Source organism: Aliarcobacter vitoriensis (assembly GCF_003316695.1).
Taxonomy (GTDB): Bacteria; Campylobacterota; Campylobacteria; order Campylobacterales; family Arcobacteraceae; genus Aliarcobacter; species Aliarcobacter vitoriensis.
This window is the reverse complement of record NZ_PDKB01000013.1, coordinates 1-25773: the sequence shown is the minus strand read 5'-3', so window position 1 is coordinate 25773 and position 25773 is coordinate 1. Positions and strand designations below refer to the sequence as shown.

The following is a 25773-nucleotide window of genomic DNA, read 5'->3' as shown; positions in this document are numbered from 1 at the left end:
AAAGGAAATATAATGTCAGAATATGGTGCTAGTAATATTAAAGTTTTAAAGGGTCTTGAAGCTGTTAGAAAAAGACCTGGTATGTATATTGGAGATACAAATATAAATGGACTTCATCACTTAATTTATGAAGTAGTTGATAACTCTATTGATGAAGCTATGGCAGGATTTTGTAGAAATATAAAAATAACTCTTACAAAAGATGGTTGGGCAAGAATAGAAGATGATGGAAGAGGTATTCCAACTGCAATTCACCCAACAGAAGGTATAAGTGCTGCAACTGTTGCTTTAACTGTACTTCATGCTGGTGGAAAATTTGATAAAGATACATATAAAGTTTCAGGTGGACTTCATGGAGTTGGGGTTTCAGTTGTAAATGCTCTATCAAAACATCTAAAAATGACAATTTACAGAGAAGGGAAAGTTCATTATCAAGAGTTCAAAGAAGGAATTCCTCAAGGAACTTTAGAAGTTATTGGGGATAGTCCTAGAAAAACTGGAACAGTTATTGAATTTTTAGTTGATGATACTATTTTTGAAGTTACAAAATATGAATTTAATATATTAAAAAAGAGATTTAAAGAAGTTGCTTATTTAAATCCAATTATATCTATAACTTTAGAAGATGAAGCTGCAAAATTAAAAGAGGTTTACCATTTTGAAGGTGGTATAAAACAATTTGTTGAAGATATGAATAAAGAAACAGCACTTTGTGAAGTTGTATCTTTTAGTGATAAAGTTGATGGTGTTGAAGTAGATATTGCTTTAATGTATAACGACACTTATATAGAAAAAACTCTATCATTTGTAAATAATATACGAACAATAGATGGTGGAACACACGAAGCAGGATTTAAAGCTGGACTTACAAGAAGTATTTCTAAATATTTAAGTGAAAATGCAAGTGCAAGAGAAAAAGATACAAAAATAACTGGTGATGATGTAAGAGAAGGACTTATAGCAGTTGTTTCTGTAAAAGTTCCAGAACCACAATTTGAAGGTCAAACAAAAGGAAAACTAGGAAGTTCTTATGTAAGACCAATTGCACAAAAATTAACTGGTGATAATTTAGATAAATATTTTGAAGAAAATCCAACTCATGCAAAAGCAATAATGGAAAAAGCTTTGATGGCAGCACGAGGAAGAGAAGCTGCTAAAAAAGCAAGAGAATTGACTAGAAAAAAAGACTCTATGAGTGTTGGAACACTTCCTGGAAAACTTGCAGATTGCCAAAGTAAAGACCCAGCTATAAAAGAACTTTATTTAGTTGAGGGAGATAGTGCAGGAGGTTCTGCAAAACAAGGAAGAGATAGAGTTTATCAGGCTATTTTACCACTAAAAGGAAAAATTCTTAATGTTGAAAAATCAAGACTTGATAAGATTTTAAAATCAGATGAGATTAGAAATATTATCACTGCACTTGGTTGTGGTATTGGTGAGGATTTTGATGAAGATAAAATCAGATATCATAAAATCATCATTATGACGGATGCCGATGTTGATGGTAGCCATATTCAAACTCTACTTTTAACATTCTTCTTTAGATTTTTAAGACCAGTGATTGAAAAAGGTTATTTATATATTGCTCAACCACCTCTTTATAGATACAAAAAAGGTAAAAATGAGATATATTTAAAAGATAATGGAGCACTATCTTCATATTTAATCGAAAATGGACTTGAAAATTTTGAGTTTGAAGGTATGGGATATAATGATTTACTAGATTTATTTAAACAAGTAGCACGATATAGAGCTATGCTTGAGCAGTTAGCAAAAAGATACTCTTTACTTGAAGTTTTAAAACACTTAATTGAAAATAGTGATTTAGTAAATTTAGAATATAGTGTATTGTATGAAAAAGTAAAAGAGTTTTTAGAAGTAAGAGGTTATAACATACTTTCTAAAACGGTTTTAGATGATAGAATTCAACTTTTTGTACAAACAAATGAAGGACTAGAGGAACTTATAATAAATGATGAACTTTTTGCATCATCATATTTTAGTGAATCTACATTTATTTATAATAAACTAAAAGATAGAGATTTAACACTATTTGATGGAAAAGATTTGATAGAACTTCTTGAAGAGATAGAAAGTCTTGCTAAAAAAGGTGCATATATTCAAAGATATAAAGGTCTTGGTGAGATGAATCCAGAGCAACTTTGGGAAACAACTATGACACCTGAAAATAGAAGACTTTTAAGAGTAAAAATCGAAGATGCAGAAGCTGCTAGTGATACATTTACTCTATTTATGGGTGATGAAGTAGAACCTAGAAGAAACTATATAGAATCTCACGCAAAAGATGTTGAGCATCTTGATGTATAATTTGTAAGGTATAAAAACCTTACAAATTATCTTTTTGAAATATAATCTATTATTTTGAAACCATGATTTAAAGCAATAGCAATAGAACCTTCATTGTGTGCGGCTAAATCACCAGCTAAAAATAGTCCTTTTACATTTGTTTCAAAATTTTCATCAAAAATAGCTTTATGATATTCATCGATTTGTATTCCACAATTTTTTAAAAAATCAGTTGGAGTTGTACCTCCGATAGCATAAATTAGTCTATCAAAAATACTACTCTCTTTGTTGCTAAAATGTACATTTACTTTTGTTTCGCAAGCTTCTAAACTTAGAATATCACATCCTAATTTTATATTTAAACCTTTTGTTCTTTCATATTCTTTTAATATATTTTCATTTGTTTCATTGATTCTTGAGAAACTTTTTTGTCTATAAGCTAAAGTTACACTATTTTTATCATCAATAAGGCTATAAGCATATTCAGCTGCACTATTTCCACCTCCAATAACTAAAATATTTTCATTTTTTGTACAGGAATCAAGATTGAAATTTACTATTTTTTGAATTTCTAAAGGTATTTTATAATCAGGTTTATTTGGTTTTCCCATTTTTCCAATAGTGATGATGACATTTTTTGCTAAAAATTTTTGAGTTTTTGAGTAAACTTCAAATATATTTTCGCTATTTTTTATCACTTTCTCTACTTCACTATTGTACAAAGGATTTATATTATGTTTTGCTAAAAGATTTTCAAAATATTTTAGAGTGTCATCTTTTGTAGAATCGAAAAAATCTATATTTCCAATAATATCAACAATATGATTTTTCCAGTTTCTATCTACTCTTTTTCCATCTTTGTAAAATTTTCTTATAGTGTCAAAGAAATTATCACTTTTTTCTAAAACTAAAATATTATCAATATTTTTTATTTTTGCTTCAATCGCACAACTAATACCAGATACACCAGCTCCAATTATCAAAATATCAAAAATTTCTTTGTTCATAATTAAATCCTATGATAAATATATCTATATTTTATACTTGATTTATATAAAGTAGCTTTATAAGAGATATTTGGATAAAATATTTCTTAATTATTTGAAAAAAGGTTACTAATGGAAATAAAATATGGTGAAAAAGAAATTTTAGATTTTGATATAAATAATCCTGAAAATTTCTGGCCAAATGAGCATAATAAAAACTATACAATAGATATTGAGTTACCAGAATTTATGGCAAAATGTCCAAGAAGTGGTTACCCTGATTTTGCAACAATAAAAATACAATATATCCCAAATAAAAAGGTTATAGAATTAAAAGCATTAAAAATATATATAAACTCTTTTATGAATAGATATATTTCTCATGAAAATTCAGCAAATGAGATATTTGATACACTTTCTTCTAAACTAGAACCACGATGGCTTAAAGTTATAGCAGATTTTAAACCAAGAGGAAATGTTCATACAGTTATTGAAATAGATAGTTCAAAAGTATAAGAGAAATGTCTTGGAAAGATTAGTTACTACTGCTGAAGCAGCAGAAATTTTAGGCTTATCTTTACAAGGTATCCACTACCGTATAAAAAAAAATCAACTAAAATCACTAAAACAAGATGGAAAAACTTTTGTATATATAAATGATAATTTAATACAACATAGTAATACACAAAATGTTCAAGAAACTACTAATTTTGATAAATTAATAGAAGCTAAAGATGAACAAATAATCATCTTAAAAAAATCTATAAAGTGGATGAGAAACCAATATGTTTCTGAAATAGAAAGATTGGAAAAAAATCAAAAAAGAATAATAGAAGTTTTTAATAGTGAAATAAAACTTTTACAAAGTGCTTTTAATGAAATGAGAGCTATATATAAGCCTCAAATTGAAAAAAGTGTAGAAAAAGAAGAGAAAAAAAGTGAATTTATAACTATAAAAGAGTTTTTTATGATACTAAAAAGAGCAAATAAAACAGAAGCTGAAATAAAAAATATCATATTTAAAGCTATAAAAAATGATGATAAAAGATTTATTTATAACAAAACTGATAAAAAACTTTTGATTTTAAATGATGATTTTGAAGATTTGATTTAGAAGTACAAAAAGTACTCCTTTCCAGATACCCAAACACAACACTAAAAAAGGTGCCTTGCTATGTTCCCATCCTGGGGCGTTGTCTTTAGTAATGCTTGAAAGGGTCTAAAAAGGAGCATTCAAAACACTTTTATGTTCTCAATGCTACTTTTAAAGATTGTGATTCTAGCTAATATATCTTTAATATATAATAAAAGGGAAAAATGACATATCTAATACTATTCTTTTCAGCATTTTTGTCTGCAACCCTGCTTCCTCTTGGAAGTGAAGCAATACTTATTTACAATATTTTAGAGGGTTATAATCTTTTTTTACTTCTGTTTTTCGCTACTTTAGGAAATAGTTTGGGATCAGTTTTAAACTACTATTTGGGTTTAAAGGGAGAAGAATATTTAGTAAATAAGAATTTTGTAAATGAGAAATATATAAATCTTAGCAAAAAATATTTTGATAAATATGGAGCTATCTGCATTCTTTTTGCATGGTTACCAATCATAGGTGATCCTATTACTTTTGTAGCTGGAGTTTTGAAATATAATTTTAAACTATTTTTAGTTTTAGTAATAATATCAAAGTTAGGAAGGTACCTTTTTATAGCTTTGATAGTCTAATAAAATCTATAATTTACTTTAAAAATCCAATAGGAATAGCATACATATCTTCATCAATTTGTAAAAATGTATCTCCCATGTATAAAACAATTCCTTTATCAAACTCTTTGTTTATCTCATTTTTAAGATTATATATATGTTTAAAATCATCTTTTTTAACTGTTTTTGAAGCTTTTATCTCAAGAGCTATAATTTTGTTTGAATACTCCAAAATAAAATCTATCTCTTTTTTATCTATTGTTCTATAATAATACAAATTAGTTCTACTTTGAGCATAAGAATTTGCTTTTAATAATTCACTAAAAATAAAAGTTTCAAGTATTTCTCCTTTTAATGGAGATTTATTAAATTCATTTTCTGTACTAATTTGAAGTAAATGACAAAGAACTCCTGTATCAATAGAAAAGATTTTTGGAGTTTTTACTAATCTTTTTAATTGATTATTGAAATATGGTTGCAATTTTTGTATTTGATAAGTATGTTCTAAAACACTAAAATAACTATCAAAAGTTCTTCCATCAAGTCCTACTTGTGTTTGAATATCATTTTTATTAAATATACTTCCACTTCTAAACATACAAAGTTTATACATATTGATAAATTTATCCATATTCCTAATATTTGCTAATTCTTTTGCATCTGATTCTATATAAGTTCTTATATATGAACTAAACCATAGATATTTTCCCTTAGTACTATCAATTTTACTAATTTCAGGATAACCACCATCTATAATATCTTTTTCGATACTTATATCTTCATATTTTTTTAAAAGATATTTATTTAAATCATCTGAAAAAATATCAATGATATTTTCACTACTTTGATTTTTTTCTTTTAATGAAAAAGGATAAAGTTCAGCTATTCCAATTCTTCCTGCTAGTGAATCTGATATCTCTTTAAATCCTTGAAGTGATGCAGAACCAGTTAAAATAAACTCTCCATTAATTCTATCTTTATCTACATACTCTTTTATAGAAATTAATAATTGTGGTAATCTTTGTATTTCATCTATGATAACAGGTTTAGATAAACTCTCTATAAATCCTTTTGGATTGTTTTTTGCCATTTCATACATATTTATATCATCTAAAGTTATATAATTGTCAATATTTAAATGTAATGCCAAAGTAGATTTTCCAACTTGTCTAGCTCCACTTATAAGTAAAACTGGGAAAAACTTTTGATATTCTCTTATATCATTTATAATTAATCTTTTTATATACATTTTATAATCCTTAAATATCTTGTTGTATATTACATAAATTTACATAATTTTATACTTATTACTATAAAGATTAAAATAAGTTGATATAATAAAAAATATCACAAAAGGAGTTACTATGACTAAAGTTATGAATAGAGTTATAGATGACATACAAAAACTTTCATAAGATGAGAAAAGTAATCTTATAAAATTTTTGATTGCTTCAATGGATGAAAAACACGATGAAAATTCAGAAAATGAATGGCTAGAACTTTCTAAAAAAAGATATGAAGAAATACAATTTAGACAAGTTCAAACTCAAAATTGGAATGAAATAAAACCAAGAGTATTAAGCTAAATGTTTAAGCAAATTGTTTTTCATTCTGATGTTGCAGAGGATATTAAAGGAGCATATCTTTGGTATGAAAAACAACTTAATAGAAAAAATAAATCAAAAAATTTAGAGTTTCAAAAAGCTTTATTAAATCAAAATCATAAAAAAGCTTTAGAAGTATGAGATGAATATCTAAACCTTATTTAAATATAATATTCTCTTTTGTTACCAAAGGTAACTCCAGTTAACAAATTTGAAAATTCTTTCTGTAAAATTGTCCATTTTTTTCATTTAAATCGTCTTACTATATAGAGAAACAAATTCTCAAAATTAATACAAAGGATTTAAGATGAAAAATAGAGTTTTCATTTCAGTTTTAGCATCAATGATGTTAAGTGGAACAATGTTAAATGCAAAAGAGATAAGTTTGCAAGAAGCAGTAGAGAATATAGTAAAGAGATATAATGTAACATATATTTCAAAAGCTAATAACTTGAAAGATAAAAGTATAGACTCAGAAAAAGTGAGTTTCGGGGGGGGGTACGGTATTAAGTAATCTAAATATTATATTAGAAGAACATAATCTCAAAGCTATCGAAGAAGATAGCATAATATACATAATAGAAAAACCAAAATATCAAAACTTTGGTAATACTACTGTTTTAGATGAAATTTCTGTAAAAGATAATAAAGAAAATAGCTACACTCGTAGCCAAGACAATTCAGCAACTGGTATGAACTTATCACTTAAAGAAACACCACAATCAGTTTCAGTTATAACTTCAAAAAGAATGGAAGATCAACAATTAAACAATTTAAACGATGTGATGAAAAATGTAACTGGAGTTTATGTAGAATCAACTCCAACAAATGATCCACAGCGTGCTACTTTTTGGTCTCGTGGTTATAAAATTAAAAATTTTCAAATAGATGGATCATCGAACTTTACTACACAATTTGAATTTAATCAAGATGGAGGTTTCGAGTCAGGCATTTACGACTCTGTTTCTATAGTAAGAGGAGCAAATGGACTTTTAACTGGTGCTGGAGATCCAAGTGGAAGTATAAATCTAGTACGAAAAAAACCAACAAAAGAGTTTCAAGCTTTACTTGAAGTACAAACTGGAAGATGGGACAAATATAGGGGTGTTGTAGATATTGGTGGTGGATTTAATGAAGATGGAAGTATAAGAGGAAGATTTATAGCTGTTCATAATCAAGGTGGATATTTTAACCCTTTACTTGATAGACAAAATAATACTTTATATGGTGTTGTAGAAGCTGATTTAGGTGATTCAACTACAATATCTGGTTCTTGGGAAATGTCAAAAGCTGAAAATAATGCTTATCAGGAAGCTGGTGGAGAAAGATTTTTATTTAATGCGACAGGACCATATAAGAGAGTTGGCTTAACAAACTTTGATAAATATACTTGGTATACTTCAGATTGGACGAAAAAAGAATCAACAATAGATAATTACACTTTAGCTTTAAATCATCATATTAATGATTCTTGGAAAATAGACGCTAAATATAACTATATTAAACAAGATAGAGCAGTCAAATATAGTGGAGCAAATGCTTGGGTAAATAATTACACTGTACGTGAAGCTGGACTTGGAAAATATGATGTTTGGGAAGAAAATCATTCAGCAGATATAAAGTTAAATGGAGCTTTTGATTTATGGGGGAAATCTCATGATTTAGTTATTGGAGCAAATGTAATAAAAACAAAGGCTGAACATACAGGAAAGCAAAGTTGGGATGGAACAGGTTTTAGTATTAGTAATAATAAGTTAGTGCATATTGAACCTGATTGGTCTAAATATAGTTCTACTAGAAGTAATTATTCAACAAAACAATATGGAATATTTATTTCAACAAAATTAAACTTTACAGATGATTTCTCTGCAATTTTAGGTGGAAGATATAGTAAATGGGAAACTAAACATATTTGGAAAGGTACTACTATTGTAGATGATAGAAAATTTGATAATTTTTTACCATATTTAGCTTTAACATATGATCTTACAGAAAATCTTACAACTTATGTAAGTTATACAGAGATATTTAATCCACAAAATCATAAAGATAAAGGTGATAAGTTTCTTGACCCAGAAACTGGATTTAACTATGAAGTTGGTTTAAAAGGTGAATGGTTTGATGGAAGATTAAACTCTAGTATTGCACTTTTCCAATCAGGTAAAGATGATCTTGCAGTAACTGATATAAATCCAGACACAGGGCTTTGTTATAAAGTTCCAGGTACTAATGGTTGTGCAATGAAAGCAGAAGATGATACAAAAAACAAAGGTTGGGAGTTTGAAATTGCAGGAGAAATTACTCCTTATTGGCAAGTGCAAGCTGGTTTCTCTTCATCAATTCTTAAAGATAAAAATGGAAAAAGATTAACAAGTGATGCTATACCTATTAGAACAGCAAATCTATTTACTACTTATAAACCTATATCTAAATTAACTTTAGGTGGTGGTGTAAGATGGCAAAGTGAAATTTTTGATAATACAGTAAAAGGTTATTATATACAAGCTGGTTATCCTGAAATGGTTAGCGAAGCTACACAAAAAGATTATTTTGTAGTTGATTTGATGGCAAATTATGAATTTAATAAAAACTTAAGTTTATTGGTAAATATCAAAAATGCTTTAGATAAAGAGTACAAAACTAGCTTTAATAATTACAATTATGGAGAAGAGAGAAATTGGATGGCTACTTTGAAATATAGGTTTTAGACTTTTGAAACTGGGACAACTTAGAGCGAAACTTTGCTTTAGCAAATGTTGAGAAAAGTCCCAGTTCTCAATAACTTTAAGTATTTATTTAATTTTGAGATTAAAATTTATATTTTACCCACAACAATTTTCTCAAGCCATTTTATATGTCTTGGTCCATTTCTTATATCATCTATACTTATTAGTGCGATTTTACCTTGATAATCTTTAAGATATTCGCCATTTTTCTTATAAAAAACTATTATATTATCTCCTAGTTTGGTATTAAAAACCTCATTGTATGAAAAAATTGCATCGTAGCCATCACTTGCAATAACTTGAATATATATTTTATTAAAATCTTTTTTGCTAGTTATATCAACAACAGCTTTATCTAAAATATCTTTTAGCAAGACACCTTCATAGCTTTCTACATTATCTTTTGTTTCTCCACTCATACAAATAACAGGAGTTGAACCACTTTTAAAATAACTCATTTTTTCAAGCTCTTCTACATTTAATGATAGTTTATTTAAAACTAAACCATAAACTTCAACTTTTGTTGATACTTTGTAATTTTCATTTGCAAATAGCGATAATGAAAATATTAAAACTAAAAATATTTTTTTCATACTTCTTTCTCCCACGAAATAAATGCCCAAGTTATAGTCTCTTTTGATTTCTTATTTTTATATGTTGTATTAAAATACTCTCTTAGGATTTTTTCCTCTTTTTTTGACATATCACCTAAACTCCATTTTAAACTTTGTATAAAATCATCTTCATTTGGTGTATCAAATTTTGAAGAGTTTGTTTTGATAAAATCAACTTTTGCAAATATTCCCATACTATGTAAACAATTTACTAAATATATATAATCAGGTCTTGGAATAATATCTCTTTTGATTTGCTCTAGTATCTCTTTATCAATAAAGCTTCCACCAACTTTTGTAGTGATATAAACTCTTTTATTTGCTTTTTCATTTAGTTTTTGTAAAGCTTTTTTTATATCTTTTACTTCCATAGAACGACTAGCAACTACCATATCAGTATTTGGTACATCTTCCCAAGAGTCATACCAAGATTTATGAATTGTTGTAAGATTATCTATATTTTTCTCTTTTGCATTTTCATTTGCATAATTTAGCATCTCTTGTGAGTAATCAAGAGCATAAACATTTTTTAGTTTTTTTGCAAGAGCCAAAGAGATGGTTGCTGGTCCACTTCCAACATCAAGTAGCGTTTCACAATCACTTGTATCCACTTTGCTTATAAACTCTTTTGTGTAAGGACTATTTACAACATTTTGACTAAAATATTTTGCTTTATTATCCCAATCTTTGCTACTTTTACTTTTAAAAGTAGAGTTTTTCATCTGTTTTTTATAGAGTTTTGAAAAATTTAACTCATCTAAATTTGTTTTTACCAGTGCCATTTTTTCTCCTAAATTTTTGGTATGCAGAATTTATAATTTTCTTTTGATATTATCTCAACATTTACATCATAAAGTTGGTTTATATTTTCAACTGTTAGTTTATCATCAACTGTCCCATAATCCAAAACTTTTCCATCTTTTAACATCATAACTTTATTTGAAGCATATAACGCATGATCTGGATAGTGAGTAGTTTTTACAAAAGTATATCCCTCATTTGCTAACTCTTTTAAAAACTTCAAAAGTTTTAATTGGTTTCCATAATCTAGTCCAGTTACAGGCTCGTCCATAAATATGATTTTTGCATTTTGTGTTAAAGCACGAGCAATAAAGGCTAGTTGTCGTTCTCCTCCACTAATTTGTGAGTATATTTTATCTTTTAAATGTAAAATGCCAACTTTTTCTAAGTTTTTTATAGTTATCTCAATATCTTTTTGTGAATAGTTTGAAAATAGATTTATATGTGCCAATCTTCCCATCAAAACTACATCAAAAACTGTATAATCAAAAGGTATTTGATGAGTTTGAGGAACATAAGATATAAGTTTTGCTAACTCTTTATTTTTATAATCATTGATATTCTTTGATAATATTTTTATATCTCCAGAGCTTTTATAAATTCCCAAAAGTATTTTTAATAAAGTGGTTTTTCCACAACCATTTTTCCCAATCAAAGATAATATATCTCCTTGATGAAGTTCAAAATTTATATCATTTAAAACCTCTTTTTTTTGGTAAGAAAAAGAGATATTTTTTGCATCAATTAAAAGCATTAAAAACCTTTTTTCGCATTTTTTAAAACTAAAATAAATATTGGTATTCCAATAATTGATGTAACAATACCTATTGGAATTTCAAAGCTAAATATCATTCTTGAGGTATTATCAACAATAAGCAAGAAAATAGCTCCTATAATAGCACTTATTGGAAGAACTATTTTGTTATCTGCTCCAAATAAAAATCTTACAATATGTGGAATAATAAGCCCAATCCAACCTATAATCCCAGCTAAAATAACACTTAAAGCACTTATAAAAGTAGCCACTAAAATAACAACAATTTTAATCTTTTTTGTATCAACTCCTAAAGCTTTTGCTTCTTCATCTCCTAAACTTAAGGCATTTAGGTATTTTGATAAAAAAATCAAAATAAATACGCCTAAAAGCATAGGAATAGTTAAATTCCAAACTATGCTTGAAGTACTAAAAGACAAGCTTCCCATAAGCCAATAAGTAATTGCTGGAAGAGTATCATAAGGATCAGCACTATATTTTAAAATAGAAAGTAATGCTCCAAAAAGTGAACTACTAATAATCCCACCAAGAACTAGGATAATCATATTTTTTGCATTTGAATAAATATAAGAGATAAAAAGTGCAAAAACTACTGCTAAAAAACCAAAGATAAATGTACTAAGATTTATAAAAAACCAAGACCAACCTAAAACCATTCCTAAAGCTGCTCCAAAAGAAGCACCACTTAAAACTCCCAAAATTCCAGGAGAAACAAGTGGATTTACAAACATAGCTTGAAAAGCTGCTCCTGAAATTGCTAGTGAAGCACCAATCATTGCTGCAGCTATAATTCGCGGTAATCTAATATCAAAGATGATACTTTTTAATAAGTCATATTGCTCTTGTGTTAGATTTGATTTAAAACCAAATAATGCTTTTATAAAATTTATATAATTATCAAATGAAATATCATAATTTCCAATAAATAGTGAACTATTTATCAAAACCACTAAAGCAATAATCAAAAATAGATATTTATTCAATATCTTTTCCCATAATATGATTTAATTGTTCATCGCTTATTTCTAAGCCTAAAAATAGTGAATAAAACTCTTTTGCATCTTTATTTATATCAATTTGATAAATATCATTGTGTAAGATATTAAGTAACCACTTAAGCCCTAATATTTTCATAAAAGATGGTGGTCTATCAAACCAAGAAAAAGGTCCTTTAGGTAAAAAATATACTCTTTTGTTTTTTACTGCATCTATAAATTGCCATTTTGGGTCATTGTAAATTTTTTTATAAAACTCTTTTTCATAAACCAATATAACTTCTGGATTGTATGATAAAACTTTTTCAAAATTTATAGCTTGTTTTCCATAAGTATTTGAATTTTGGCATTTGTGTAAATTCTCTCCACCTGCAAAAGTTATAAGTTCAGATCTTACAGAACTATCACATTCAGTTTCAAGTCCATTATTTCCTTGAGCATAATATACTTTTGGTTTTTTTGTAACTTTTTTTGATACTTCTTTTGCTTCATTTAAAACTTTGTTTGCATAATCTTCTAACTCTTTTGCTCTTTTTTCATTTGAAGTTAATTTACCTAAATATGAAAATGAGTTTATAATATCTTCTAAAGTTGAAGATTTTATATAGAAAAATGGAATATTTATATTTCCCAAACTATCTTTTATTTTTTTTTCACTTTGCTCTTTTGAAGTTTCACTTAGTAGTATCACATCTGGATTTATTTTTAAAATCATCTCACTATTTGGAGTATTTCCTTTTCCAAACCAACCACCAATAATAGGAAGATTTTTTATATTTTCATCTATATATTTTGCTTCTATTTCATTAAAAGGGAAATTCAATCCTGCAATTTTACTTTTATCAACAGCATAAAGTGAGTATAAAATTGTAGGAGTTGAGGCATAAATTTTATCTACTTTTTTTATCTCTATATTTTCATCAAACATATCTTTGTAACTGTTTGCATTTGCATAAAAACATAAAGATAAAATTAAAAAAACTATTTTAAACATAAGGTTTTACCTCTTTTATATATAAATTTAAAACTTCTTTTGCTCTTTTTGTAGAAGTTGTGAGTGGTTTTAGAAGTATTGCTTCAATATCAAACTCATTTTTTAAAGCTTTTATTTGTTCAATACACTCTTTTTGAGTTCCATAAATAGAGTTTTCTAAAATTCTATTTTTATCAAATATGGTATTTCTGATATCAATATACTCAGATGTTAGAAGTTTTGCTAAAGTTGGATTTGTCTGTTTTGAAAGTCGCATTGAGTTGATAAATATATCGGCACTTTTTTTTGTTTCTTCTTCTATTTCTTTTTTGTCAAAGCCTATATTTATACCTCTTGCTACTCTAAATGACAGCTTTTTATTTGGGCTAAAATTTTGGAAATTCGTGAATATTTCTTTCATTTTTTCTTTGCTTAAAGCTAAACTTCCAATAAGTCCAAAATCATCTTTTGCACATTTTTCTATTGCTTCAAGAGATTCTGAAGCTAAAAAAGTTGTAAAATTATCTTTTATTTTTGGGCGAATTGATATATCTTCACAAGAAAAAAATTTACCCTTAAAGTTTACTTGTTCTTCAAGTAAAAGCTTATGTATAAGTTCATTTGCTTCAAACATAACTTCTCTATTTGTTAAAGCATTTGTATGAAAAGTTTTATCATAAATAGCAAATGCACCTTTTGCAATACCATATAAAAACCTATTATCATCAAAAGCTTTTATAGTGGCTATCTCTTCTGCTAGTTTTATAGGATTATAATATGGAAGTAAAATTCCAGCTGTTCCTATTTTGATATTTTTTGTTTTTCCTAAAAGATAGTTTACTAGAGTTAAAGGAGATGGAATTACACTAAAGTTGTTAAAATGGTGTTCTGTTATCCAAGCTTCATCAAAACCCAGATTTTCAGCATAACAAACCAAATCAATTTGGTCTGTTATTGCTTTTTGGTAATCATTTTCCCAATTCTCAAAAAGTGCAAAAAGTGCAGTTTTCATTAGAATTTATATGTTAAATTTGAGTATATAACTCTTCCAGCTTCTGGATAGCCATAGTTATATTCGTAGTTTTTGTCAAATATATTTGAAGCACCTACATCAATAGTCAATCCTTTTACAAGTTCATAAGCAATTTTTGCATTCCAAATAGCTGCACCGCTTGTATCTTTACTTCTATCATTTGAAGTTGTATGTCTGTTTGAAGAGTATTGCATATTTACATTTGTTGTTAAAGCCTTGATTGGTCTATATGTTACACCTAAAGCAATTTTATGTTTTGGAGCATCTGTTATATCAACTTTTTTATCTTTATCTTCTGCTAAAAGTCTTGTATAACTTGCATCAAAATCTAAAGTTTCATCAAATGAATAGAAATATTCTAATTCATAACCCATATGTTTTACTTTTCCAATATTTTTATTTTGATTAGTCATTCCTCCACCAAAAGGATTAGTCACTCTATCAGTTTGAATATAATCTTTTACGTCAGAGTAAAAAAATGCTGATTTGATACCTTGATTATCAAATATTTTATTTGCTCCAATTTCATAGTTTATAGCTTTTTCAGGTTTTAAATCTGGATTTGGAATAGCGCTTCCTAATCTAAATGAGTATCTTTCTTTTAGACTAGCAAATCTTGTTTTTTTAGCAATTCCAGCATAAAGTCCAAAAGTTTCATCTATATCATATTCAACTTTAATCATAGGATTAAAAGCTGATTCACTTGTATGTTCAAACTCTTTTACATTTTCATAAGGACGAGTTCCATTTGCTTTAAAACTTCCATTATTAGCTTTTTTTACATCATCTTTGTCCCAGCTAATTCCTGTAATAACTCTAAAATCATCAGTTACTTTAAAAGTATCTTCTAAACCAATAGATAAATAGTTAATTTTCATAACACTTGAAGTATTACCATCTTTATCAAGGTCTTTTTGAGTATCTTGTTTTGCATGAAGTGCTAATTTTAAACTATTTCTTTGTGTGTCGTATTGCCCAAGTTCAAGTGAAATACCTTTTGTATTTGCATCATAAGGTGTTGGATTACTTCTTAATTCTTTAAATGTATTATCTTTAAAAAAGTACATATTGTTTTCAAATTTATCATAGAAAATTCTACTTTTTAAATACCCTAAATCAAAGTTTGTATTTGAAAGAAAATAAAAACTCTCTTTATCTGAATAAGGCCATTGTCTGTATGAATTTTGACCTAACTCACTTTGATAAACTGGATAAGGCATACCTTTTTTTGTTTTTTGATTTATATAGTTGATAGCATATTCATCTGTATCATTTGGAGTATAACCAACTTTAAGATTTACTTTTCTATCTTCTTTGTATGAGTTTACTCTATGCCCATCATCTTGAACAGAAGTTGAGTTAAAATTACTCGACATAGGAACATAATCTCTATCTAAATAAGAACCACTAGCTTGGATATAGTATTTACCTTGATTTGTTCCTAAATTTAAATAAGCTTTTCTTCCTTCTCCACTAAATGCCCCAGCAGATATTGTACCTTCAAACTCTTTTGTTGGTTTTTTTGTAACTAAGTTAATTGCACCTGCAAAAGTATTTACTCCCAAAAGAGTAGAAGTTAAACCTTTACTTATTTGAATCTTCTCTAAATCAAAAGTTGTAAAGTTTGCAAAATCTAGGTAACCATCATAAGGTACATTTACAGCAATACCATCTATAAAAACTGGAGCGTGTTTTGCACTAAATCCTCTAATAGAAACAGATTGTTCTCCTCTTATTCCATGATTATTTACTGTAATACCACTAATTGTATTTAATGCCTCTACAACCGTATTTTTTTCTTGTAGTTTCATATCTTCACTTGAAATTTGATTGCTTTTAAATTTGCTATCAGAATTATTTCCAGCTATTATATTTACTTCACCTAAGTGAGTTGTTTCATTGGCAACCAATGAACATGTCATAACTGCAGTTGCAACTGCAAAACTCAATTTTTTTGTCATTTTCTTCTTCCTTTATTTATTTTTATATATAACGACTATTAAAAAAAATTATACTCCTTGTAAATTTGGAGTAAATGCTTTTGTGCTTACATTTACTATTTGTCCAATTTCTAAATTTTGTGCTTCATTTTCGCTTATTACAACTTCTACAATTTGTTGTCCAATAGCTATGATTGCTACATTTATAACATCTACTTTTTTTATATCCAAAAGTTCACCTTCAAAGCTAAATTTTTGACTACCTTTTGTTTTTAATAAAATATCTTTTGGTAAGCCATCTTCAACTATTTTTCCATTACTCATAACCAAAACTCTTGATGCTAATTTATACATTTCACTTGGGTCATGGCTTACCATAATAGAAGTTGTATTAAACTCTTTATGTAAAGTTAAAATATCATTTTGAAGTTTTACTCTCATTGATGGGTCTAAAGCTGAAAGCGGCTCATCTAAAAGTAGCAATTTTGGTCTTTTCATCAAAGCTCTACATAAACTCACTCTTTGTTTTTGTCCACCACTTAAGCTATTTGGATATCTATTTTTTAGTTCATACATATCTGTAAGATTTAAAAGATGTTTTGCTAACTCTTTATCTTTTGTAACATAAAGTAAATTATCAATAACACAAAGATTTGGAAAAAGTGCGTAATCTTGAAAAACAAATCCTATATCTCTTTTTTGAATAGGTTTTGAGATTTTATCATTTAACCAAATTTCATTATCTACAATTATTTCTCCATTTGCTTCTTCAAGTCCAGCTAAAGTTCTTAAAATAGTTGTTTTCCCACTTCCACTTACTCCACTTAAAGCTATAAATTCACCGCTATTTATATTTAAATCTACTGCTAAAAGCATTTTTCCAGAACTCCCATGAAGCTCTTTTTTTATATCTAGCTTTATCATCTAAAAAAACCTATCTTTTTTTTGATTACCATTGAAAACATAAACTGCAAGAAGAGTTAAAAAACTCATTACAATCATAATCAAACTATAAATATGAGCATCTTTGTAGTCCAATACTTCAACAAATTCATATATTGCAATAGCTGCAACTCTTGTTTCATTTGGAATACTTCCACCAATCATCAAAACCACTCCAAACTCACCAACGGTATGTGCAAAAGTTATAATAAGTGCTGTTAAAAGCGATGGTTTGATATTTGGTAATGCAACTCTTAAAACAGTTGTAAATTTGCTTTTTCCACTTATATAACTAGCTTCAAGCATATTTTTATTTAAACTTTCAAATCCACTTTGAAGAGGTTGAACCATAAAAGGAAGACTATAAATACAACTTGCGATGATAATTCCATAAAAATTAAAAACAAGTTTTATCCCAAAATAGTTCTCAAAAAATTGTCCTATTGGAGAGTTATGAGATAACCCCCAAAGAAGATAAAAACCTAAAACAGTTGGGGGAACAACCAATGGCATTGTACAAAGAGATTCCAAAATTGGTTTAAATTTTGACTTTGTTTGAGATAAATACCAAGCAAGTGGCATACATAACACAAACAAAATCAAAGTCGTAATAAATGCTAATTTGAAAGATAGCATAAAAGGTGCATAATCAACATTTAGTAAGTAATCAATCATTTAAAACCCTATTTATAGATAAATCACTAGCTTTTATCAAGATATTTATCTCATCATCTTTTTTTAAGTTTAGTCTTATTGAAGACTCTTTTGTGATAATGCTTTCTAAAATAGTATTTTCTATTTTTAGTTTGATACTACTTAGAAGTTCACCATTTTGTATATCAGTAATTTTTGCAAGAGCTTGATTTGATAGACTAATATCTTCTATATGATTTTTAGATATTACAATATTTGTAGGTTTTACAAGAAGTTCAACTTTTGAGCCTATTTGTAAATTGCTACTTAAATCCAAACTCATCATTTTAAAAGTGTTATTATGAAAATCAAATTCTACTATATTCAAATTGTCTTTGTTTTGAATATTTTTTACTCTTGCAATCATATTTATTTTACCAAATAACCAAAGTTTTTAAATATCTCTTTTGCTTTAGAACTTAAGATAAAATCATAAAAAGCTTTAGCTTCAGCATTATCTTTTGCTTTATTTAAAACTACTATTCCTTGGTCAATTGGAGTATATAGTTTTGGATCAACACTTATCCAATTTATATTTTCTTTATATTGAGCCATCTTATCTTCATACAATAAAGATTTAGCGATAAATCCAACATCAGCAGCAGTTAAAGCATATGTTACAGCTTGAGAAATTGATTCAGCATAAACAAATTTACTTTCATTTTTCTCTAAAATATTTGCATTTTTTAGTGCTTCAATAGCAGCAGTTCCATAAGGAGCAGTTTTCGGATTTGCAATCGCAACTCTTTTGATAGTGTCATTTGAAACTATTTCTATTCCTTTTGAGAAATCTAGTGGTTTTGCACTTAATATTGCTAAACTTCCTTGCGCATAAACAACAGGTTGCGTTGCAGTTAAATTCTCTTTATATAAAGTTTCAGGGAATTTCATATCCGCACTCATAAAAATATCAAATGGTGCACCATTTTGAATTTGTGCTGTAAATTTTCCACTAGCTCCAAGAACTACTTCTATTTTTGTGTTTGGATTTGTTTTATTAAATTCTGCGATTAAGTCATTTATTGCATAGCTAACATTTGCAGCAACTGCGATATTAACTGTTCCAGCAAAAACAGATGAACATAATAGTGCTAAACCTAAAATAATTTTTTTCATACTATCTCCTATCTTCCTATCATAATATCAGATGCTTTTATAATAGCATCAACTTTTGTTCCAACTTCTAATTTCATATTAGAAATAGAATTTGCAGTTACAACTGCAACGATTTTATCTTTATCTCCAATATTTATTACAACTTCTGCATTTACTGCACCTAAACTTATATCTTCAATAGTACCTTTTAAAGAGTTTCTTGCACTAAGTTTTAAATCACTTTGAGTTGATAATAAAACATTGCTAGATTTTATAACAGCAACAACTTCATCTCCAATTTTAAGCCCTAAATTCTCAACAGAACTATTAGTTATAATAGAAACTATTGAATTTCCACTTTTTAGTTTTATCTCTATTTCAGCGTTTACAGCTCCTAGTGAGATATTATCAACTACACCGATTATTTGATTTCTTGCACTAATTTGCATAGATAACCTCCTTATAGTTTTTAAAGTTCCAGTATTCAAATCAGTAATTCGATTTAGATTTTCAATAAACTTTTTTTGCTCTTCTTTTAGTAAAAAATATGTTTCTAAAAGATTTTCTCCATACTTTGTAAGAGTTGTTCCACCGCCACCTGCTCCACCAGTTTCTCTTAAAACTATTGGAGTTGTTGATAAATTATTCATAGCTTCAATAGCTTCCCATGCACCTTTATAGCTCATTGGGACTTCTTTTGCTGCTTTGTTTATCGAACCAGTTTTTTTTATAGCCATAAGTAGTTCAATTCTTTTCTCAAGCAAAAAAGGTTGATTCAAAATTTCTAAAGTCAAATTAGATGATATTGGCATATATAATCCTTTTGTTATATTTTTAGATATATAACGTAATCAAATAGTATCGTTATATATCTTAATAGATATTGATTTAAATCAATATTAATATGATATTATTACAAAGTTTTACTAAGGATACACAAATGGAAATCAATGAACTTTTAATAGATTTTATTGCAACAACAGTTTTTAGTTTCTTAATAGGGTTAGAAGTTAAAGCTTATGGATTAAAATTTCATGAAAATGATATAAAAACATTTTTTGGAACAACCAGAACTTACACTTTTATAGGTATTGTAGGATTTATATTTTATATATTAGAACCAAATAATTTCTTTATCTTTATAGCAGGATTTATATCAATAACAGTTCTTTATACTATGCTTTTTAATAAACTTCTTGAAAATAAGAAAAATAGTATAGTACTTTTTCTAGTTGCTATGATTGTGTATAGTTTTGGTGCATTAATAGATATTTTTCCATTTTGGTTGGCCTCTTTAATTTTTGTTGTAATAATATTTTTACTAAATGCAAAAAATAAATTGTTCAATTTCAAACTAAAAATAAATATCTATGAATTAGAGACTTTAGGAAAGATTATTCTTCTTTCAGCAGTTGTTTTGCCACTTCTACCAAAAGATACAACTATACCTTATCTTGGAATTTCTTTATATAAAATTTGGCTTACAGTTGTAGTTATATCAACTATTTCTTATTTAAGTTATATAGTTCAAAAATATATCTTTCCTTCAAAAGGTTTACTTTTAACAGGAGTTTTAGGAGGACTTTACTCTTCAACAGCAACAACAGTTGTTTTATCAAAAAAATCCCAATGCTTAGAGAATAGTGATATGTTTACAGCTTCTATTGTAAGTGCAACTTTAATGATGTATCTTAGACTTAGTGTAATTGCAGCTATTTTTAATATGGAAGTTTTTAAAATCATTGTTTATCCATTTTTAGCATTTGCAGTCATTTGTTTGATAATAGTTGGTATTTATTATAAAAAAGGTTCTCATATAGTAAATAATAATGTTGAATTAGAAGATTCAAACCCATTAGAATTAGGAACAGCATTCGTGTTTGCCTTTTTGTTTGTTGTAACTATGCTTATTACAAATTTAGTAGTTAATAGTTTTGGCACAACAGGGCTTAATATCCTTTCTGTAATAATTGGATTTACAGATATTGACCCGTTTATCTTATCTTTATTAGCTGGAAATTATAATATTGATAGTTTATCAATTGCAGGAGCGATTATTATTGCAGCTGGAAGTAATAATATACTAAAAGCTTTATATACAGTTTGGTTTGGAAAGAAAAAAGCAATTTCAAGTTCAATTTGTTTGATGGTTTTAGGTATTTTAACAATATTTGTAGGATTAATTTTATAATTTTCCTACATATGGTTACACTTTTGCAAATTTTTAATTATAAGATTTTAAAATATATACAAATAAAAAAAATTTCTGATATAATCCAAAAACAAAAAGATTGATAACCGATGAGTATAAAACTTACAGCAGAAGTTTAACTAAAACACTATACTCATCGCTTATTTATTTTATTTAGATAACTCTTTAATATATTTTATATAATCTTGTTCAAATTTATTTAATGTATCTTCACTCAATTCAAATTCTGTTCCGTAAGTTATAAAAGGTTTTTTGTAATCCATTTTTATATAATTTGCAGTACCATACAATGGAGAAAGAAACTCTTCAACTGTTTTTTTGTCTTTTCCTGTTTCACAAAATGCTTCTTCATATCCTCCACAACTAACAGCAACAGCAAAAGGTTTATTTTGTAATTTATATTGACCTCCATAAGCAAAATTGTTTTCAAGTACAATATCAAACCATTCTTTTAAAATAGAAGGTGAACTAAACCAATACATTGGAAATTGAAAAACTATAACATCGTTGTCTAATAGTAGTTTTTGCTCCTCTTTAGCATCTATTTTAAACTCTTTATATTTATCATATAAATTATTTATAGTTACATTTTCAAAACTACTAATAGCATTAATTAGTCTTTTGTTTACAAGCGATTTTTCGAAATTTGGATGTACCAAATTGATTAATATTTTTTTCATATTAAAACCTTTTTTATAAAATTTGATGTTATTATATGTAAATATAAAAAAATGTAAATATGTACTTTTATGTAATATACTATCAAAAAGGAAAGTGTAAATGAAGAAAGATGAACTAAAAAATATAGCTGAAACACCATTTGGTTATACTTTATCTTTGATTTCTGGAAAATGGAAAATGATGATTTTGTACTTATTATCTGAACATAAAGTTATAAGATACAATGAATTACAAAGAAAAATAGGAAGTATTACTTATAAAATGTTAAGTTCTCAATTAAAAGAGTTGGAAGCTGACAAGCTAATTACAAGAAAAGAGTATGCAATGATTCCACCAAAAGTTGAATATAGTTTAACAAGTACGGGAAAATCTCTTATTCCGATTTTAGATGCTATGTGTAGTTGGGGTTCAAAAGAGAGACCAGAATTAAATTGTTTTATAACTCCATCTTCTTAAGATAATCACTAATTTTTGGAATATTATCTTTTCTACAAATCAAGCAAGTTGGAATATTAGCTTCATCTTTTGGTAAAACTGTGATTTTGATATCTTTATCATAACCCATTTTTTTAACTATGCTTGTTGGAAGTAAAGATTTACCCATACCCACTTTTATACACGAAAGAATAGTTTCTAAGTTTCCAAAAGGTAAAGTTTTTTCAACATATATATTTTTTTGTTTGTAATAATCTTTTAAAAATTCATCATAAACGCAACCATCTTTAAAACTCAAAGCTACATTTGGAGTATTTTCTTCATAAGGTTCTAAAATCGCTATCTCTTCTTCAAATTTTTTTAATATCATTAAACTATCATTTCTTGGCTCACCACTTATAAAAGCTATATCAACTTTATAATCTAAGATTAATTGTATAATATCTTTTGTAGTCCCTGTAAAAAGTTCTAGTTGCATTTTTGGAAAATCTTTGTGAAGTTGTATTAAAAATGGTGAAATTCGTACAACTGCATTGCAATCAGTTGAACCAATTTTTAGAGAACTTATATTCTTATCTTCAGTTAAACTAGCAATAGAACTTTCCATTTTATGTATTATTTCTAAAGCTTGTGGATAAAACTTCTCTCCACTTGAAGTTAATATAACACCCTTTGGAACTCTATGAAAAAGCTCTAAATTCAATATTTTTTCAAGCTGTTTTATTCTTGAAGTTACATTTGATTGGCTACATTTTAACTCATTTGAAGCTATCGATATACTTTTATTATTTGCAACACTTACAAAAACTTTTAATAAATTTAAATCCATATCATTTTTCCTTATATCACCTATCATTATTGATTATTTGACACAGAATAATCTTTAGTGATATGATAGCAAAAAAACTAAGGAAGAGAGTTTTATGTTAAGAAGATTATTCGATAGAAATGATAATTTAGCGATTTTAATTGCTGGTATATTTTCAATTATCATAGGTATAGGCGTTGCACGATTTGCTTTTACTGGGCTTATTCCTCCTATGATAGATGATTATTTAACTATTAAATTTGTAGGGATTTTAGCTTCACTAAATTTTGCTGGATATTTAGCTGGTTCTATATTTTCGGTATTTATAAAAAACATAAATATCAAAGTATATTTTTATAGATTTGGAATAGTTTTAGCTATTGTTACAACTTTTATTTTAGCCTATAGCAAAGATGATACACTTTGGATGATAGGAAGAGTTTTAGGTGGATTTGCAGGAGCTATGTGTTTGGTTGTAGGATCTGCAATTGTTATGCAAAAACTCAAAATTGAGAGTAAAACAAAAGCGATGGGAATACATTTTAGTGGAATAGGATTTTCTATTTTGACTACGGATTTAATAGCAAGATATGTTTTAAGTTTGGGTTATACTTGGGAAGATGCTTGGAGTGTACTTTGTATATATGCTATTGTTTTATCTTTTTATGCAATGTATATTTTATCTTTTGATAAAGAAGTAAAACAAGCTCAAATAAAACAGAAATTTGATTTTACTATTTTTACTCCATTTGTTATCCTTTTGATTATGGCATATTTTGCTGAAGGTGTAGGATTTGTTGTTCAAGCTACATTTTTACCAGATATTATAAACAATCTTGCTGGACTTGAAGGATATGGAAGTTTAACTTGGACTTTAGTTGGTATTGCTGGAATACCATCTTGTATTATTTGGATGAGATTGGCTCATAAATACGGAAGTGTAAATATCATCATCATAGCCCTACTTTTACAAGCTATAGGGATTTTAATCCCTGCTTTTACAACAAATATTTATTTAAATTTATTAAGTGGAGTTTTGTATGGTGGAACTTTTATAGGGCTTGTTGCACTTTTTATGAATTTGGGTGGGCAACTTTCAAATGGAAATCCAGTTGTTTTGATGGGTGCTTTAACAACTTCTTATGGTATAGGACAAGTTATTGCACCTCTTTATAGTATATATTTTATTGAAAAATATGGCAACTATGATTATGCTCTATATTTAACAGCTTTGATAGTTTTAGGTGGAGTATTTTTACTTTTTATAGCTAAAAAGTTTGAAAAAGATAAAATTTAAGCTAAATTTATGCCAAATATCACCCCAGCGGGTGATACATACTCCTTAAATAATTTGATATAATCTAGTATATTATTTTTAAGGAGATACTAATGGAAGTATTAGGAACAGTAAAATCAATCACTGAAGGTAAATTTTATGTAAAAGATTCTTCAGGAGCTGTAAGAGAACTTAAAATCGGCGATACAATAGCAAAAAATGATGTAGTTTTTGGAGATAAAACAAACTCATCTTTGGCAAATATCGCTATTGAACTATCAGGAAATGATGTAGTAGTTGTAAATCAAGATAATAATCAATTATTTGATTCATCTTTAACTACTATATCTTTTGGAAATGAAGAGGTAGCTTTTGATAAAAAAGCTGTTGATGAAACTTTAAGTGCATGGAATCAAGCACAAGAAAATATAGACAATATGGAAACAGCAGCTGGTGATGTAACTGAACAAGCTACAAATGCTGGAAATGAAGAGAGTCAAGATGGTGGAGCATTAAGATCTAAATTTAATGCTAGAGATGGAGATGCAACAGATGTTATTAGTGATTTAAGACAAGCTTCATGGACTGGTGGAACTGATAATCAAATCGAAGATGCACCAGATAATATTTTTATCTTACCTCCTGTTTATACTATAATTGAAGGTTTACAAGTTGTAAATGAAGGTGATGAAGCTCAATATGTAGTAAAACTAGTAGATGCTGCAGGAAATCCAGTAATAGCAACTCAAGATACAATAATCTATGTAAGATATACAAATAAAACAACTCAAGATGGCGACACAGAATATAATCACAACAATGTTATAGAAGTAGTAATCAAAGCAGGAACAAGCGAAACTACATTTAATATAAAAACAATAGATGACTATTTAGCAGATAATGGTGAAATTTACAATTTAGAAATCACAGGAAATAACTCAACTCATTTTGATATGAGAACTGGAGATGTGAACGGACAAAAAACAAATGTTGATACTGAGATTTTAGATAACTCAAACCCTTTAAATCCAGGTGGTGAAGATGGGGGATATGGACCAGAAGATACAGTGTATGTTGTAATCGATGGAACAAAAGAGTTGTGGGAGAGTCAGACAGGTGAGTATGTAGTAAAATTAGTAGATAAAGATGGTAATGTAGTAGTACCAACAAAAG

26 protein-coding genes and 2 pseudogenes are annotated in these 25773 nt (G+C 27.5%); 12 read left to right on the top strand and 16 right to left on the bottom strand.

Going from position 1 to position 25773, the window contains the following annotated elements; translation table 11 throughout:
- The first annotated feature begins 12 nt into the window (after positions 1–12).
- The gene (gyrB, locus tag CRU91_RS08065) at positions 13–2328 is read left to right on the top strand and encodes a DNA topoisomerase (ATP-hydrolyzing) subunit B (protein WP_113894718.1); all 2316 of its coding nucleotides are present in this window, start codon (positions 13–15) and stop codon (positions 2326–2328) included.
- A gap of 26 nt (positions 2329–2354) precedes the next feature.
- Here gyrB and CRU91_RS08060 read toward each other — a convergent pair whose 3' ends face one another.
- Positions 2355–3314: an NAD(P)-binding domain-containing protein gene (locus CRU91_RS08060; protein ID WP_113894717.1), complete on the bottom strand. Its 960-nt coding sequence runs from the start codon at positions 3312–3314 to the stop codon at positions 2355–2357.
- 117 nt (positions 3315–3431) lie between these two features.
- On the opposite strand from CRU91_RS08060, the gene queF reads away from it, so the two are divergent.
- The 3 genes from queF to CRU91_RS08045 all read left to right on the top strand — a co-directional run bounded on the left by queF (position 3432) and on the right by CRU91_RS08045 (position 5018).
- Positions 3432–3809, top strand: a complete 378-nt coding sequence (gene queF, locus CRU91_RS08055; RefSeq protein ID WP_222718434.1) for a preQ(1) synthase — start codon at positions 3432–3434, stop codon at positions 3807–3809.
- A 10-nt stretch (positions 3810–3819) separates the two neighbouring features.
- On the top strand, positions 3820–4407 hold the full coding sequence (locus CRU91_RS08050) for a DNA-binding protein (RefSeq protein WP_113894715.1): 588 nt from the start codon (positions 3820–3822) through the stop codon (positions 4405–4407).
- 203 nt (positions 4408–4610) lie between these two features.
- On the top strand, positions 4611–5018 hold the full coding sequence (locus CRU91_RS08045; protein WP_113894714.1) for a YqaA family protein: 408 nt from the start codon (positions 4611–4613) through the stop codon (positions 5016–5018).
- Positions 5019–5031: 13 nt separating this feature from the next.
- Here the strand turns inward: CRU91_RS08045 and CRU91_RS08040 are convergent, their stop codons facing one another.
- Positions 5032–6246 (bottom strand): ATP-binding protein, encoded by a 1215-nt coding sequence (locus tag CRU91_RS08040; RefSeq protein ID WP_113894713.1) that lies wholly within the window; start codon positions 6244–6246, stop codon positions 5032–5034.
- A gap of 178 nt (positions 6247–6424) precedes the next feature.
- Here CRU91_RS08040 and CRU91_RS08035 point away from each other — a divergent pair.
- From CRU91_RS08035 to CRU91_RS08025, 4 genes and pseudogenes are all read left to right on the top strand, one after another.
- Positions 6425–6583 (top strand): annotated as a pseudogene (locus CRU91_RS08035) (addiction module protein); the annotation flags it as partial.
- Entirely contained in the window at positions 6584–6742 is a 159-nt protein-coding gene (locus tag CRU91_RS12255; protein ID WP_222718432.1) for a hypothetical protein, read from the top strand.
- Positions 6743–6908: 166 nt separating this feature from the next.
- Complete coding sequence (locus tag CRU91_RS08030; RefSeq protein ID WP_113894711.1) at positions 6909–7115, top strand: hypothetical protein; 207 nt, start codon at positions 6909–6911, stop codon at positions 7113–7115.
- Between the two features lie 178 nt (positions 7116–7293).
- The gene (locus CRU91_RS08025) at positions 7294–9309 is read left to right on the top strand and encodes a TonB-dependent siderophore receptor (RefSeq protein WP_113894710.1); all 2016 of its coding nucleotides are present in this window, start codon (positions 7294–7296) and stop codon (positions 9307–9309) included.
- 107 nt (positions 9310–9416) lie between these two features.
- Here CRU91_RS08025 and CRU91_RS08020 read toward each other — a convergent pair whose 3' ends face one another.
- From CRU91_RS08020 to CRU91_RS07965, 12 genes are read right to left on the bottom strand one after another with little or no spacing between them, the layout of a single operon-like run.
- A complete protein-coding gene (locus CRU91_RS08020) occupies positions 9417–9920 on the bottom strand; it encodes a molybdopterin-dependent oxidoreductase (protein ID WP_113894709.1) in 504 nt (167 codons plus the stop codon).
- On the bottom strand, positions 9917–10723 hold the full coding sequence (locus CRU91_RS08015; protein WP_113894708.1) for a class I SAM-dependent methyltransferase: 807 nt from the start codon (positions 10721–10723) through the stop codon (positions 9917–9919). Before CRU91_RS08015 ends, CRU91_RS08020 begins: the two co-directional genes overlap by 4 nt.
- Before the next feature lie 8 nt (positions 10724–10731).
- The gene (locus tag CRU91_RS08010) at positions 10732–11496 is read right to left on the bottom strand and encodes an ABC transporter ATP-binding protein (RefSeq protein WP_113894707.1); all 765 of its coding nucleotides are present in this window, start codon (positions 11494–11496) and stop codon (positions 10732–10734) included.
- Positions 11496–12500 (bottom strand): FecCD family ABC transporter permease, encoded by a 1005-nt coding sequence (locus CRU91_RS08005; protein ID WP_113894706.1) that lies wholly within the window; start codon positions 12498–12500, stop codon positions 11496–11498. The genes CRU91_RS08010 and CRU91_RS08005 overlap by 1 nt, the downstream gene beginning before the upstream one ends.
- The gene (locus CRU91_RS08000) at positions 12493–13506 is read right to left on the bottom strand and encodes an ABC transporter substrate-binding protein (RefSeq protein ID WP_113894705.1); all 1014 of its coding nucleotides are present in this window, start codon (positions 13504–13506) and stop codon (positions 12493–12495) included. Before CRU91_RS08000 ends, CRU91_RS08005 begins: the two co-directional genes overlap by 8 nt.
- The gene (locus tag CRU91_RS07995; protein WP_113894704.1) at positions 13499–14497 is read right to left on the bottom strand and encodes an LLM class flavin-dependent oxidoreductase; all 999 of its coding nucleotides are present in this window, start codon (positions 14495–14497) and stop codon (positions 13499–13501) included. Before CRU91_RS07995 ends, CRU91_RS08000 begins: the two co-directional genes overlap by 8 nt.
- A complete protein-coding gene (locus tag CRU91_RS07990) occupies positions 14497–16479 on the bottom strand; it encodes a TonB-dependent receptor plug domain-containing protein (protein ID WP_113894703.1) in 1983 nt (660 codons plus the stop codon). Before CRU91_RS07990 ends, CRU91_RS07995 begins: the two co-directional genes overlap by 1 nt.
- A gap of 48 nt (positions 16480–16527) precedes the next feature.
- Complete coding sequence (locus CRU91_RS07985; protein ID WP_113894702.1) at positions 16528–17382, bottom strand: ABC transporter ATP-binding protein; 855 nt, start codon at positions 17380–17382, stop codon at positions 16528–16530.
- Complete coding sequence (modB, locus tag CRU91_RS07980; protein ID WP_113894701.1) at positions 17383–18075, bottom strand: molybdate ABC transporter permease subunit; 693 nt, start codon at positions 18073–18075, stop codon at positions 17383–17385.
- Positions 18068–18460 (bottom strand): TOBE domain-containing protein, encoded by a 393-nt coding sequence (locus CRU91_RS07975; RefSeq protein ID WP_113894700.1) that lies wholly within the window; start codon positions 18458–18460, stop codon positions 18068–18070. Before CRU91_RS07975 ends, modB begins: the two co-directional genes overlap by 8 nt.
- Positions 18461–18462: 2 nt before the next feature.
- Positions 18463–19209 carry a molybdate ABC transporter substrate-binding protein gene (gene modA / locus CRU91_RS07970; protein ID WP_113894699.1) on the bottom strand — a complete coding sequence of 249 codons (747 nt, stop codon included), beginning with the start codon at positions 19207–19209 and terminating at the stop codon, positions 18463–18465.
- A gap of 8 nt (positions 19210–19217) precedes the next feature.
- On the bottom strand, positions 19218–20000 hold the full coding sequence (locus CRU91_RS07965; RefSeq protein WP_113894698.1) for a TOBE domain-containing protein: 783 nt from the start codon (positions 19998–20000) through the stop codon (positions 19218–19220).
- Positions 20001–20128: 128 nt separating this feature from the next.
- On the opposite strand from CRU91_RS07965, the gene CRU91_RS07960 reads away from it, so the two are divergent.
- Positions 20129–21379: an MgtC/SapB family protein gene (locus CRU91_RS07960; RefSeq protein ID WP_113894697.1), complete on the top strand. Its 1251-nt coding sequence runs from the start codon at positions 20129–20131 to the stop codon at positions 21377–21379.
- Between the two features lie 170 nt (positions 21380–21549).
- Here the strand turns inward: CRU91_RS07960 and CRU91_RS07955 are convergent, their stop codons facing one another.
- On the bottom strand, positions 21550–22080 hold the full coding sequence (locus CRU91_RS07955) for an NAD(P)H-dependent oxidoreductase (RefSeq protein WP_113894696.1): 531 nt from the start codon (positions 22078–22080) through the stop codon (positions 21550–21552).
- 100 nt (positions 22081–22180) lie between these two features.
- Between CRU91_RS07955 and CRU91_RS07950 the strand changes: the two genes are divergently transcribed.
- Positions 22181–22537, top strand: coding sequence for a winged helix-turn-helix transcriptional regulator (locus CRU91_RS07950; RefSeq protein WP_113894695.1), 357 nt, complete (start codon positions 22181–22183; stop codon positions 22535–22537).
- On the opposite strand, the gene CRU91_RS07945 is transcribed toward CRU91_RS07950, so the two are convergent.
- Positions 22518–23345 (bottom strand): LysR family transcriptional regulator, encoded by an 828-nt coding sequence (locus CRU91_RS07945; RefSeq protein ID WP_113894694.1) that lies wholly within the window; start codon positions 23343–23345, stop codon positions 22518–22520. The genes CRU91_RS07950 and CRU91_RS07945 overlap by 20 nt on opposite strands.
- 94 nt (positions 23346–23439) lie before the next feature.
- Here CRU91_RS07945 and CRU91_RS07940 point away from each other — a divergent pair, with 94 nt between their 5' ends.
- A complete protein-coding gene (locus CRU91_RS07940) occupies positions 23440–24621 on the top strand; it encodes a YbfB/YjiJ family MFS transporter (RefSeq protein ID WP_113894693.1) in 1182 nt (393 codons plus the stop codon).
- Between the two features lie 92 nt (positions 24622–24713).
- A pseudogene (locus CRU91_RS07935) lies at positions 24714–25773 on the top strand (hypothetical protein); the annotation flags it as partial.